Source organism: Pantoea sp. SOD02, assembly GCF_024707505.1.
Classification (GTDB): domain Bacteria; phylum Pseudomonadota; class Gammaproteobacteria; order Enterobacterales; family Enterobacteriaceae; genus Pantoea; species Pantoea symbiotica.
Genome location: NZ_CP102605.1, coordinates 898347 through 911071 on the forward strand (window position 1 = coordinate 898347; position 12725 = coordinate 911071).

At 55.2% G+C, this 12725-nt stretch carries 16 protein-coding genes; 4 read left to right on the forward strand and 12 right to left on the reverse strand.

The features are described 5' to 3' along the window. Positions 1 to 139 precede the first annotated feature (139 nt). From NR302_RS23535 to NR302_RS23560, 6 genes are all read right to left on the reverse strand, one after another. Positions 140 to 916, reverse strand: a complete 777-nt coding sequence (locus NR302_RS23535) for an ABC transporter ATP-binding protein (protein WP_061719023.1) — start codon at positions 914 to 916, stop codon at positions 140 to 142. Continuing rightward, positions 913 to 1599 carry an ABC transporter permease gene (locus NR302_RS23540; RefSeq protein ID WP_008109229.1) on the reverse strand — a complete coding sequence of 229 codons (687 nt, stop codon included), beginning with the start codon at positions 1597 to 1599 and terminating at the stop codon, positions 913 to 915. Before NR302_RS23540 ends, NR302_RS23535 begins: the two co-directional genes overlap by 4 nt. Positions 1600 to 1608: 9 nt before the next feature. After that, positions 1609 to 2328 carry an ABC transporter permease gene (locus NR302_RS23545; RefSeq protein WP_258145516.1) on the reverse strand — a complete coding sequence of 240 codons (720 nt, stop codon included), beginning with the start codon at positions 2326 to 2328 and terminating at the stop codon, positions 1609 to 1611. Positions 2329 to 2340: 12 nt separating this feature from the next. Beyond that, positions 2341 to 3189: a transporter substrate-binding domain-containing protein gene (locus NR302_RS23550; protein ID WP_175501730.1), complete on the reverse strand. Its 849-nt coding sequence runs from the start codon at positions 3187 to 3189 to the stop codon at positions 2341 to 2343. A 21-nt stretch (positions 3190 to 3210) separates the two neighbouring features. Then, positions 3211 to 4398, reverse strand: coding sequence for a M20 family metallopeptidase (locus NR302_RS23555; RefSeq protein WP_258145517.1), 1188 nt, complete (start codon positions 4396 to 4398; stop codon positions 3211 to 3213). 250 nt (positions 4399 to 4648) lie between these two features. Next, entirely contained in the window at positions 4649 to 5539 is an 891-nt protein-coding gene (locus tag NR302_RS23560) for a LysR substrate-binding domain-containing protein (RefSeq protein ID WP_258145518.1), read from the reverse strand. A 105-nt stretch (positions 5540 to 5644) separates the two neighbouring features. Here NR302_RS23560 and NR302_RS23565 point away from each other — a divergent pair, with 105 nt between their 5' ends. Continuing rightward, positions 5645 to 6349 (forward strand): SDR family oxidoreductase, encoded by a 705-nt coding sequence (locus NR302_RS23565; protein ID WP_258145519.1) that lies wholly within the window; start codon positions 5645 to 5647, stop codon positions 6347 to 6349. 340 nt (positions 6350 to 6689) lie between these two features. Here NR302_RS23565 and NR302_RS23570 read toward each other — a convergent pair whose 3' ends face one another. Further along, entirely contained in the window at positions 6690 to 7622 is a 933-nt protein-coding gene (locus NR302_RS23570; protein WP_258145520.1) for an AraC family transcriptional regulator, read from the reverse strand. Positions 7623 to 7781: 159 nt separating this feature from the next. Between NR302_RS23570 and NR302_RS23575 the strand changes: the two genes are divergently transcribed. Next, the gene (locus NR302_RS23575; protein ID WP_154182668.1) at positions 7782 to 8513 is read left to right on the forward strand and encodes an SDR family oxidoreductase; all 732 of its coding nucleotides are present in this window, start codon (positions 7782 to 7784) and stop codon (positions 8511 to 8513) included. 44 nt (positions 8514 to 8557) lie between these two features. Here the strand turns inward: NR302_RS23575 and NR302_RS23580 are convergent, their stop codons facing one another. Genes NR302_RS23580 through NR302_RS23590 form a run of 3 tightly spaced genes read right to left on the reverse strand, consistent with a single transcriptional unit; the run spans position 8558 to position 10778 of the window. Next, the gene (locus NR302_RS23580; protein WP_258145521.1) at positions 8558 to 9244 is read right to left on the reverse strand and encodes a DJ-1/PfpI family protein; all 687 of its coding nucleotides are present in this window, start codon (positions 9242 to 9244) and stop codon (positions 8558 to 8560) included. A gap of 51 nt (positions 9245 to 9295) precedes the next feature. Beyond that, positions 9296 to 10264 carry a magnesium/cobalt transporter CorA gene (gene corA / locus NR302_RS23585; protein ID WP_081113251.1) on the reverse strand — a complete coding sequence of 323 codons (969 nt, stop codon included), beginning with the start codon at positions 10262 to 10264 and terminating at the stop codon, positions 9296 to 9298. Between the two features lie 43 nt (positions 10265 to 10307). Next, positions 10308 to 10778, reverse strand: a complete 471-nt coding sequence (locus NR302_RS23590) for a GNAT family N-acetyltransferase (protein ID WP_008109208.1) — start codon at positions 10776 to 10778, stop codon at positions 10308 to 10310. Positions 10779 to 10846: 68 nt separating this feature from the next. Here NR302_RS23590 and NR302_RS23595 point away from each other — a divergent pair, with 68 nt between their 5' ends. Then, positions 10847 to 11089 (forward strand): GNAT family N-acetyltransferase, encoded by a 243-nt coding sequence (locus tag NR302_RS23595; RefSeq protein ID WP_258145883.1) that lies wholly within the window; start codon positions 10847 to 10849, stop codon positions 11087 to 11089. Here the strand turns inward: NR302_RS23595 and NR302_RS23600 are convergent. Both NR302_RS23600 and NR302_RS23605 read right to left on the reverse strand, forming a co-directional pair. Then, entirely contained in the window at positions 11071 to 11391 is a 321-nt protein-coding gene (locus NR302_RS23600) for an AzlD domain-containing protein (protein WP_008109204.1), read from the reverse strand. The genes NR302_RS23595 and NR302_RS23600 overlap by 19 nt on opposite strands. Then, positions 11381 to 12055, reverse strand: a complete 675-nt coding sequence (locus NR302_RS23605) for an AzlC family ABC transporter permease (RefSeq protein ID WP_008109202.1) — start codon at positions 12053 to 12055, stop codon at positions 11381 to 11383. The genes NR302_RS23600 and NR302_RS23605 overlap by 11 nt, the downstream gene beginning before the upstream one ends. 102 nt (positions 12056 to 12157) lie before the next feature. On the opposite strand from NR302_RS23605, the gene NR302_RS23610 reads away from it, so the two are divergent. After that, positions 12158 to 12706, forward strand: a complete 549-nt coding sequence (locus NR302_RS23610) for a helix-turn-helix domain-containing protein (protein WP_061719009.1) — start codon at positions 12158 to 12160, stop codon at positions 12704 to 12706. The last annotated feature ends 19 nt before the right edge of the window (positions 12707 to 12725 follow it).

The window sequence follows — 12725 nt, forward strand, 5'->3', positions numbered from 1 at the left end:
GCGCGCGGTAGCTGCTATTCGGACCACCAGATGCAACAGCAATGGCTTTGATGACGAGGAAATAAAGGGAAAACATAAGGCGCAGGAGAAATGCACCAGCTCACTCACATAGCTGGTGCACAGGGAAAGGGAATTGTTGTTAACTATTGCGCTGTAAGTGACTACTCACAAATGCGCGACAGCGCGCGGAGATGGGATCGCTGAACACTTGCTGTGGCGAACCGGCTTCTTCGATTTTGCCCTGATGCAGAAACACCGCTTTGTTCGAGACATCACGCGCAAAGCCCATTTCATGCGTGACGATAATCATGGTGCGCCCCTCTTCCGCCAGGCTGCGAATCACGCGCAGCACTTCGCCCACCAGCTCGGGATCAAGCGCTGAAGTCGGCTCATCAAACAGAATCGCCTTCGGCTGCTGCGCCAGCGCACGAGCAATCGCCACGCGCTGTTGCTGACCACCCGAAAGCTGCGATGGCCACGCGTTGCGCTTCTCGTACAAACCCACTTTTTGCAGCAGCGCTTCAGCCTCTTCAATCGCCTCTTTGCTGCTGCGCTTCTGCACATGAATCGGCGCTTCGATGATGTTCTGCAATACAGTTTTATGCGGCCACAGATTGAAGCTCTGGAAGACAAAACCGAGTTGCATGCGCATCAGCTTGATGCGGCGCTGCTGCTCGCGGCTGAGCTTCTCGTCGGGATTATCGATAGTGACCACTTCGTCACCCACCGCAATCTCCCCGCCCTGCGGCACTTCTAAGAATGGAATGCAGCGCAACAAGGTACTTTTGCCTGAGCCGCTGGCACCGATTAGCGAAATCACGTCGCCATCCTGCGCCGTCAGGCTGATATCGTGCAGCACTTCGTGCCCGCTATAACTTTTTCTGAGATGACTCAGGGCGATAGTGGGTTTACTCATGGACGTGCTCCAACGTGATAAGGGGACAAACGGCGCTCCAGCAGCGCCACCGCTTTACTCACCAGCACGGTCAGTAGCAGATAGATAATCGCCGCGCTGATAAACACTTCCAGCGCGCGGAAAGTCTCAGAGACAATGGAATCAGCGATGCCGGTCATCTCCATCAGACTGATGGTGCTGACCAGCGAGGTCGATTTAATCATCGAGATAATTTCATTGCTGTAAGCCGGCAAAGCCTGGCGCACCGCCAGCGGCAGCGTGATGCGACGTAGCGTGGTGAAGCGCGACATGCCGCTCACTTTGGCCGCTTCCAGCGACTGCACGCTCACCGCGTTAAGCCCACCGCGCAGAATCTCCGAGGTGTACGCCGCATCATTAAGCACCAGCGCAATCAAACCGCACCAGTAAGGATCGCGCAGCAGCGGCCACAGCACGCTTTCGCGCACCGCTGGCAAGCTGCCGAGGCCGTAATAGATCATGAAGATCTGAATCAGTAGTGGCGTGCCGCGAAACACCCAGACGTAGAAACGGGTAACGTAGCTTCCGAAGCGATTCTGCCGCAGCAGATTGAGCAGCAGTGCCAGCACGCCGCCACCCAACAACGATAACAGCGCCAGATTGAGCGTGAGCGGCAGGCCGCGCAGCAACGCAGCTAAGGTGTGCTGCAGGAAAGTGACATCCATCGTGGCTCCTTACAACCGCGCGCGTTGTTGCCCGCGCATGGCCACTTTTTCCACATAGCGGAAAACAAAATCGGAACAGGTGGTGATGATCAGGTAGATCACCGCGCCAACGCTGTAGAAGAAGAACGGCATTTGTGTCGAGTTCGAGGCGGTGGAGATCTGGTTCATGGTTTCCACTAAGCCGGTGACCGAAACCAGCGCCGACTCTTTGATTACCGATTGCCACTGATTTCCCATGCCCGGCAGCGCGGTTTTCAGCGCCTGCGGCACAATCATGCGGCGGAACAGCATCAAACGGCCCATGCCGGTGACCGTTGCGGCTTCCAGCGTGCCTTTCGGGATCGCGTATAACGCGCCGCGGAACACACTACTTTGATAGGCGCCGGAGATCAGGCCGATGGCAATCGCACCCGCTACAAAGCCGTTCACATCAAACGGTCCTTGTAGGCCAAGACTTTCCCCGACAAACGACACCACCTGACGTCCACCAAAATAGAACAGGTAGATCACCAGCAGCTCCGGCACACCACGAAACAGCGTGATGTAGCCGTTGGCGAGGCGCTGTTGCCAGCGCCCGCCACCAATCTGCATCCAACACAACAGGCTGCCGAGAATTGCGCCCAGCATCCATGCACATAATGAAACGGTGACGGTCACCGTGGCGGCGTTAAGCAACACGCCGCCCCAACCTTCGTCACCAAAACCTAAGATTTGCCAATCAATAGCCATAAGCGCCTGGAATTACTCTTTAGGTGCGACGTTTTCGCCGAACCATTTTTCAGACAGCTGCTTCAGCGTGCCATCTTTGATCATTGAATTTAACGCGTTATCCAGCGCCGCCTTCAGCTCAGGATTGTTTTTCTGAATCGCGATGGCTGAACCCTGGCCCAACACGCCGCCCGAGAAACCGTAACCGGTGCTGTTAACGGTATCCGCATGCTTTTTCACATAGGCATTCAGGTTGGTGCGTGACGCCATTACTGCATCAACGCGGCCGTTCAGCAGATCGGCGAAGGTTTCCGGTCCGGCCTGATAAGTACGAATCGTTGCCACATCCGCCAGATATTTGTTGAGGAAGTCAGCCTGAATGGTGGCAACCTGCACCGCGATGGTTTTGCCTTTGAATTTGGCTTTCAATGCATCGATAGATTTGGTCATGCCAGCTTCGTCATCCGCCAGCACCACTTCGCCATTGCCTGGCAAGGTATCAACCGCGCTGCCCTTCAGAGTGACGAAACCTGAAACACTCACGGTGTACTGGCGTGAGAAATCCACCACTTCTTCACGCTTCGGCGTGACGGTCACGGCATCGATCACCGCGTCATATTTGCCATCGACTAAACCCGGAATCATACCGGACCATTTCTGCGCCACGATTTCGTATTTGAAACCGGCACGTTTAGCGATTTCAGCCACCATATCCGGCTCATAACCAACGATTTTGCCGTTCGGCGTGGATTGGTTAAACGGCGGATAAGCAGCTTCAGTGGCGAATTTCAGCGTGCCAAAATCTTTTGCCTGCACCAGAGCGGAAGAGGCAAGCAGCAGCATGCCCACAGAAGCGGTAAACAGTCCTTTACGCATCATCAGAAAACCTCGAAGTTCGTTATTTTAAGAGAGTAAATCAATGGCTAAACGGGCTAATGCCTGCGTGCCGGCATGGATACTGCGCTCGTCGGGTTGGTAATCCGAATTATGCAGATGGTCGTCGCGTCCCGGTGCGCCGGATCCAATGTGGATCTGGCAACCTGGCGCGCGCTCGGTAAACAGCGAGAAATCTTCAGCACCAAAGCTGGCGCTCGGCTTGGCAACAATGGCTTTACCAAACTGATGCGACAAAATCGGTTCCAGCGCATCAATCAGCGCATCGTCGTTCATTAACGGCGGTACGCCGCGCTGGTAATTGACCTCAACGCGCAAATTCAGCGACAGCGCGACGCCCGCGCAAATACGTTTGAACGCCTCTTCGATATGCGCACGCGCCGCCGGTGATTTGGCGCGTACCGTGCCCTGAATCAGGCAGCTATCGGAAATGATGTTGTGCGTGCTGCCGCCATGAATGTGGCCGATGGTCAGCACCGCCGAGTTGGCGGGATCGAGCTCGCGCGAAATAATGGTTTGCAGCTGGCTCACCAGATTGACGGCGGCAATGATCGGATCGGTTCCCATATGCGGACGGGCGGCGTGCGTTGATTTACCGTGCACCACCACATCAAACTCGTCGCTGGAGGCGGTACTAGCACCGCGCGTTAAGCCAATTTCCCCGGCGGCCAGTTCCGGTTTGTTGTGCAGCGTAATGGCAAGATCGACGCCATCTGCCGCGCCATCGGCGATCATCGCTTCGGCACCGCTATCGGGCGTCTCTTCTGCTGGCTGGAAAATCAATCGCAAAGTGCCATGCAACTGTGCGCGGTAGTGCGGCACAATCGCCGCCACGCCGAGCATCGTCGCGGTGTGAATATCGTGGCCGCAGGCGTGCATTTTGCCGGGATATTGGCTGCTGAAAGGTAAACCGGTTTGTTCATGGATTGGCAATGCATCCATATCCGCGCGTAACAGCACGGTTTTACCAGGATGCGCGCCGACAATATCAGCCATCACGCCGGTTCTGCCGACGCCGGTTTTCGGCGTCAGACCCAGGCGCAGCAGCTCCTGCTCAACGATGTGCGCAGTACGGACGGTGTCGAAACCCAGCTCCGGATGCGCGTGAATGTCACGGCGAATGGCGATGAGATGCGCCTGCATGCTTTCGCTTTTGGCGCTGATGTCCCTGGCTAAAACATCTTTATGAGCGGTCATATGCAAAGATCTTTTTTCAGGCGCGAGCCTGGCCTTTATGGCATTTTTATTAAAATTGACTCTGTATTTATTCACAGCATTCGACAGAATGCAACGCGCAATCCGTCGCTTTACTTGCTGAATTTTCGCGATATTTTGCTAATTCACTGCCTTGACAGGATAAAACCCCACATCTGCATCATTAAGCAGTTATAACATTCATGATCCCATACGGATCATCAGTTTTACTGATTTCGTTATTGAACAATAATCAGCCGCTAACCTGCGCTAAAAGCCAATCGCGCACCGCCATCATCGGCGCTTGTTCGCGCGGACGGCGCGGCCACACCAGATACCAACCGGCATCAATGGTCATTTGCTGCGCAAACGCGGGCACCAAACGTCCGCTGGCCAGATCGTTCTGCACGAAATGCGGGCTGGTGAGCGCAATGCCCTGCCCGCTGATCGCCGCTTCCAGCGCCAGCGCGGTTTGATTGAAACGCAGGTGATGCTGATGATGCAGCGATACATGCGGGAAGATAAACGCCAGAAATGCGGGCCAAAGATGATGACCATCGTGCAGCAACACGTAGCGCAGGCAGTTATCGCTTTCGGCCGGATCGCCCAGCTCTTCAAGCAGCGCCGGACTCACCACCGCTAATACCGTTTGGCTAAACAGTAAAGTGGCATCCAGACCCGCGCCAAACGGCGGCCTGCCGTAGCGCACTGCTAAATCGACGCCTTCATGATGAAACTGCACCAGCCGCTCAGAAGCTAATACGCGCAGATCGATATCCGGCCACGCGGCGGTAAAACCCGGTAAGCGCGGCAGCATCCAGCGGCTGGCAAAGGTGGGCGTTACGCTCAACGTTAAGCGATTCGGTTCCGGACGCAGCGTGCGCGTGGCTTCATCGATCAGTTCAAACGCCTGACGGATGCTGACTGCATAACCTGCACCCGCGCCGGTCAGCGCCAGCGTGCGCGGCAATCGATCAAACAATTTCAGCCCAAGGCTGGCTTCCAGACCGCGAATTTGCTGTGCCACCGCGCCCTGCGTCACGCCTAACTCTTCCGCCGCCAGGCGAAAATTCAAATGGCGCGTCACCGCTTCAAACACTTTCAACGCATTAAGCGGCGGCAGCTCGCTGAATCCCTGGCTCATCCTGTAGTTTTCCTATCGTCAATTGGCAAACAGACTGACTCTCTGCTGCCGAAAATACCTTTTATACTGGATTTAATCGATTTTTAATTAACAGGAAGATCAATAATGACAGTAGAAAAAGTGGCAGTAATCGTCGCCGGTGGCAGCGGCATGGGTGCAGCAGTAGCGGAGAAACTGGCGAGCGACGGCTTTAAAGTGGCGATCCTCTCTTCATCCGGCAAAGGTGAAGCGCTGGCGGAGCGGCTGGGTGGCTTGGGCGTGACGGGTTCCAATCAATCCGTTGAAGATCTGCAGAAGCTGGTGGATCAAACGCTGGCGCGCTGGGGACGCATTGATGTGCTGGTGAACAGCGCCGGTCATGGTCCGCGCGCGCCGATTCTGGAATTAACCGACGAGCAGTGGCAGCTCGGCATGGAAACCTACTTTTTGAATGTGGTGCGCGCCACGCGTCTGGTCACGCCAATCATGCAGAAACAGGGCGGCGGCAGCATTATCAACATCTCATCCGCGTGGACGTTCGAGCCAACCGATATGTTCCCAACCTCAGCGGTGTTCCGTGCCGGGCTGGCATCCTTCACCAAAATCTTCGCCGATACTTACGCGGCCGATAACATTCGCATCAACAATGTGCTGCCTGGCTGGATCGATAGCTTGCCGAAAACCGATGAACGTCGCGACAGCGTGCCATTACAGCGCTATGGCACTTCTGCAGAAGTGGCAGCAACCATCGCCTTCCTGGCATCGCCCGGCGCGGCCTATATTACCGCTCAGAATATTCGTGTTGATGGCGGCGTAACGCGTAGCGTGTAGTAAGAAAAATCTCTCAATGTAGCCGTGAATAGCCTCCTGACTTTCACGGCTTTCTGTTTTACTACCGTTTATTTATCAAGCAAAAAACAAGACTGGTCTTGTCGATTTTACCCCTCAAAAAAAGTCAGAATGTTCTTATTCGCTGACAGAACTTTCCTGCTTCAGCTCGCTTACTTACTTTTATGAACATTTTGATTTGAGGTCGCTATGCAATCGATTTTACGTGCTCGTATGTCTACTCTTTTCACCGCACAACGCCATCAGGTTTGGCAACTGATGTTTACCGGCTGTGCTGCCTTCTGGATTTTATTAGTGGTTGCCATCATGAGCATTCGCTAAGTTAATGCGCCTGTAATCGGCCGGACAGCTGCTCCGGCGGTAACAACTCAAACGCCCGCTTCATTTCTCGCGCCTCTTCTGCCGGACTGCGACCAAACATCCGTTTGAACTCACGATTAAACTGCGAATCACTTTCATAGCCGACGCGCGCTGCTGCGCCCGCGGCGGTGAGATTGTCGCGGATCATCATTAAACGCGCCTGATGCAACCGCAGCGATTTTAGATATTGAATCGGCGAGGTTTGCGTCACCGTTTTAAAATGCAGATGGAAGCGCGGCACGCTCATGCCGGCTTCATTTGCCAGGTGTGGCACATCCAGCGGCTGACGCCAGTCGGCATGGATGCGCTGCAAAGCACGCGCGATACGACCAAAATGGCCTTGATAGGTTAACGCCGCACGCACCGCGCCGCCCTGCTCGCCCATCAATACGCGAAAACAGATCTCTTCAACGCGCGCCGGTCCCAACACTTTGGCTTCAAGCGGATCACTCAACGCTTCCAGCAAACGCAGCGTGCTCTCCGCCAGCGTTTCATTGATCGGTGTTGAGATGATGCCCGCCGGCGTAGCGGTTACCGCCGTTTCACTGTTGGCCAGTTGCGCCACCAGCCGCGCCACCATGGCAACATCCAAACGTATGGCGATGCCCAACAACGGCTCTTCTGATGTGGCTTCCGTCTCAGCAGAAAACGGCAGCGGCACCGACAACACCAGATAATGTTGCGCGTCGTAGCGATACATTTTGTCTGCAAGAAACGCGCGTTTCGATCCCTGACAAATAATGATGATGCTCGGCTCATACAATACCGGCGTGCGCGCCCACTGCCGATCGGCGCGCATAAAGCGCACACTATCGAGCAGCGATTCGGTATAGCCTTCCTGGCGTGCCAGCTGGCTGAGTAAAGCGCAGGTGCGCTGTTGCACGGTGTGTGGCATGAACAATTTCCTCAGAGAGATTCAGGCAAAGCATAGCTGTGTAAATCGTGGTTGCACAATGCACACGAGAGAATCAGGCAATGATGCGCCACAATCCGGTCTGTTGCGCACTGCATGATTTATCAACAATAGCCTCGTCAACTCAAAGAGGAATGCATCATGAACACAGTTAAGAAAGTGATTATTTTGACGGGTGCCAGCAGCGGCATTGGCGAAAGCATTGCACGTCATCTGGCGCAACAAGGTCATCAGCTGGTGCTCGGTGCGCGCCGTACCGATCGTCTGCAGGCGTTATGTGATGAATTGCGTTTTGGCGGCGCAAGCGTGGATTATCTCGCCACCGACGTCACCCAGCGCGCCGATACACAGCAGCTGGCCGATTTTGCGCTGGAAAAATATGGCCGTATTGATGTGATGATCAACAATGCGGGCGTGATGCCGCTGTCACCGATGAGCTCAATGAAAGTAGATGAATGGGACTTGATGCTCGACGTCAATATTCGCGGTGTGCTGTATGGCATTGCTGCGGTGCTGCCGACCATGCAAGCGCAGCAGTTTGGTCACATTATTAATATCGCCTCCATTGGCGCACTGACCGTTTCGCCGACTGCCGCCGTGTATTGCGCCACCAAGTTCGCCGTACGCGCCATTTCCGATGGCCTGCGCCAGGAATCGCAGCATCTGCGGGTTACGGTGATCAATCCTGGCGTGGTGGAATCTGAACTGGCGGATATCATCAGCGATAACACCGCGCGTGAAGCGATGAAGAGCTATCGCCAGATTGCCCTCAAGCCGGAAGCGATTGCCAAAGCGGTGAGTTGGGCCATCGATCAGCCTGGCGAGGTGGATACCAGTGAAATCACCGTGCGCCCTACTGCCAGCGCACATTAAGCGGTAAAACCTGTGGCGATTTCAGGCTGAAATCGCCAGTTTTCTCAGTCACGCTCGAGCCGCGCTGCGGCACTTTCGGTCGCTGCACGTCGACGAGCAATAAAATCCTGCATCTGGATTTTTGCCGCCGCCAACTGTTCCGGCGATGCGCTGCGTGGCGAACCGGAATGGAATGGCGGCGCCGGATCGTACTCCATCTGCAACTGGATATTTTCCGCTGTCTCACGTCCAAGCAGCTCTTCCGCCACGGTTAAAGCGAAATCAATGCCCGAGGTGACGCCCGCGCCAGTGATGCGGTTGCGATCGCGCACCACACGTTCCGCTACCGGCGTGGCACCGAGCAAGCTGAGCTGATCAAGCGAACCCCAATGTGACGTCGCGCGATATCCCTGCAATAAACCCGCTGCACCTAACACCAGCGAACCGGTACACACCGATGTCACCCACTTGGCGTTTTCCGCCATGCGACGCACGAAATCCAGCGTTTCGTCATCCTCCATCAGCGCAATTTGTCCGGGACCGCCGGGAACGCAGATCAGATCGAGTTGAGGACAATCGTTAAAGGTCACGGTTGGCACGATTGCCAGGCCGCGATCTGACATCACCGGCTGACGATCTTTCCAAATCAGATAGTTGTTAACGTTGGGCATGCGGGCAAACACTTCCCACGGACCGGTGAGATCGAGTTGCGTGAGGTTGGGGAACAGCAGAAGACCAATATTAAAGGACATCTTTCACTCCGGGTTGCAGGAAGTTGTGCAAAAAATGCAGGCATTTAACGTTTATAGCCAACCGGCCTTTTTCAGCCGCCACCACATTACGCAGCAGATAACGACGGTTACGCCCACCACTGCGGGATAACCAAAGTGGGTGTGCAGCTCCGGCATATCGGGGAAGTTCATGCCGTACATGCTGAAAATGATGGTCGGCACAATCAGGATCGCCCCCCAACCAGCGAGCTTTTTATTCACTTCGCTTTGCTGCACTGACACCAGCGCCAGATTGACCTGCATCGCGCTGGTAAGCATTTCGCGCATATCTTCCGCATCGATCATCACGTGATGCGCGTGATCCTGCACGTCACGCAGATAGGCACGCAGATTTTTCGGGATGATATCTTCGTGGAAACGCACCAGCTGCTGGCAGATTTCGGTCACCGGCAGCGCCGCGTTACGCAGTGCCAGCAGTTCACGACGCAGATGATAAACGTTCTGCAGCGCATCGCTGTCGAAACGTGTGGTGAACATGCCCTGTTCCAGCCCACTAATGCGATCGTTGAGGGATTCGGTGATTTTGCTGTAGTTATCAACGATAAAATCGAGGATGCAATAGAGTGCATAACCCGGTCCTTCACACAGTAGCGCGTGATTCTTTTCGGCTTTGGTGCGGATGTCTGCATAGCCTTCCGAAGAACCGTGACGCACAGTGATCAGGAAGTTTTTGCCGAGGAAAAAGTGGGTTTCGCCGAAAGTGATGCGCTGCTGCTCGTCCATGTGGGCGGTTTTCACCACGATAAATACCGAATCGCCATATTGCTCGATTTTCGGTCGCTGATGTGCCACCAGCGCATCTTCAATCGCCAGTTCATGCAGGCTGAACTCCTGCTGCAGCGTCTGCATAAAAGCCGGTTCGGGTTGGTACAAACCCATCCAGACGAAGGATTTCTCTTCTTTCAATACTTCACTGATATCGGCGATATCGACATGCTCTTCGCGCTTGCCGTGGCGATACGCTACGCAGTTAATTACCATATTCGCGCGGTCCATGTTGTTTGCACTGTTTGTCATTTTAGCCTTAAAGCTCGCGGATCATTTCGACGCAGGGAAGGTCGGCTTGCGCCAGCGCCGAGGGATAGAGCGCTTCACGCACCACACGAAAACCGTGGCGCTGATAGAAGCCACTGGCGTTGGGCGTGGCGGCGAGCGTCAGTTGAGTAAAACCACGCTGACGCGCTTCATCGATAATTGCCTGCATTATCGCACTGGCATAACCTTTGCCATTGCAAACGGGCAGCGTAAAAATTGCTTCTACACTGCCGCTGTGCAGATCGAGAAACCCGGTCGCGGCGACGCCATATTCAGCATCGTCGACCACATAAAACGGGTTGCTTTTGACCGCCTCAAAATAGCCGTGCGGTAACGCATCGGGCGTCCATGCGCTAATAACATCTGCTGGATAAACGGCCTGGCAACCGTGGCGAATCGCAAGGTTGCGAATACGCCACAACGTGGCCGTTTCATCACAGCGGGCTAAACGCGGTTTCATACGTTTTCCTCTATGCTAGTAATCCGTGGAGTATCACAGTAACAAAACTCATCAGGAAGATAACGCCGATTCCGGCTACAAAAGGTTACGCCACCGAGTTCGCCCGCACGGTGATCGCTTATGGCTTAGATGAGTGCCAGCTTCCGGTGATTGATGCTGCGGTGCGCCCGGATCATTTCGCGTCACAGCGGGTGTTAGAGAAAGCGGGACTGCGCTGTTACGACCAGTTTCACGATGTTCCAGGCGCACCCGCCAGTTTATTATATGAATTACGCGCGCAAACCTGGCGCGATCAGGGCACGCCGAAGTAGCGTAGCAACGCGGTCATTAGCGCGGCACCGATAATTACCAGAATCAACGGTGTGCGCCGCCAGGCCAAAAACACCGCAAACAGTACACCGGCGATGCGCGCAACTCCGGCAAAATGTGTGCCTTCAAACAGCGCGGTGGTTACGGCTACCGCCAGCAGCAAAACCGTGGCGGCATCAGACAGCATGTTGCGTGCGCGATCCGACATCTGCATACGGCTGCCCAGACGATAACCGGCGAAACGGATCGCATAAGTGCCCACCGCCAGCAGCGCGATGCCGCCAATGATCAGGTTATTTTGCATTTTTACGCTCCCGCCAGCTCAGTAATCCCAGCAATGAAAACAGCACCGGCATGCCCGCTGGTACAAATGGCGTTGCCAGCACTGACAGCGCGGTGCCAAGCGTCGCGGGGATCAGCGTGCGACGCTGACGCAGCGCCGGGAAAATCAGGGCAATCAGGATCGCCGGGAACACCGCATCTAAACCAATGGCCGAAACATCGGGGATAAAGCGGCCGATCACCGCACCGCCAATCACCGACAGCGGCCAAATAGTGAAAATGCCCAAACCACAAATCCAGTACGCGGCACGACGCTGCGCCAGTTTTGGCTGGGAAATGCCAAATACCACGCTTTCATCGTTCATGATGTGGCATCCCAACAGACTGCGGCTGCCTTTGCCCACCAGATCTTTCACCGCAATGCCAAACGGCAGATGACGCGCGTTGACCAGCAAACCGGCCGCAGCTGCGGTCAGCGGACTGCCGCCGCCCGCCACAATGCCGATAAACAGGAATTCCGACGCGCCTGCCAGCACTAGCGTTGAGAGCGCAATGGGCACCCACAGCGGAAACCCTTCGGCCGCCGCTAGTGAACCGTAAGAAAGCCCGACAATACCGTCGGCCAGACAAACCAGGAATATGGCTTTTATTACTCCGCGATCAAGCGGCACTGCACCCAGACGCATCACAATTTGATCTCATATCGAACAGGAAAGCCGTTATAATGAACGCAGCAGAATTGTTTTACAAGACGAACAAATCGTTCGATATAAAGAACAGGAGAGGGTTTGACCACGCCAATTGATATTATTGCTGTCGGATTACTGCGCGAACGCCAGCGCGCAGGGCTTTCACTGACAGAAGTGGCGCGTCGCGCCGGGATCGCCAAATCCACGCTGTCGCAGCTTGAAGCGGGGAATGGCAATCCCAGCCTTGAAACATTGTGGGCGCTGTGTGTGGCGTTGAATATTCCTTTCGCGCGTTTGATGGAGCCGGAAGTGAAGCGTTTGCAGGTAATTCGTCGTGGCGAAGGTATGATCGTCTCAGCGGAGATGGCGGATTATCAGGCGGCATTGCTGGCAAGTTGCCCGCCCGGCGGACGCCGCGATCTCTATCTGGTCACCAGCCAACCGGGCGCGCCGCGCGACTCAAAACCGCATCCGCCGGGCTCGGTCGAACATGTAATTATCGCGCGTGGCCGTGCGCTGGTGGGACCGCGCGATGCGCCGGTCGAACTGCATCCGGGAGACTACATTTGCTATCCCGCCGACGAACCGCATGTATTCGAGGCTTTAGAGGCGGATACTATGGCGGTGCAATTGTCGGAGCAGAATTGAGCTTTGGTTGACCAGGTCG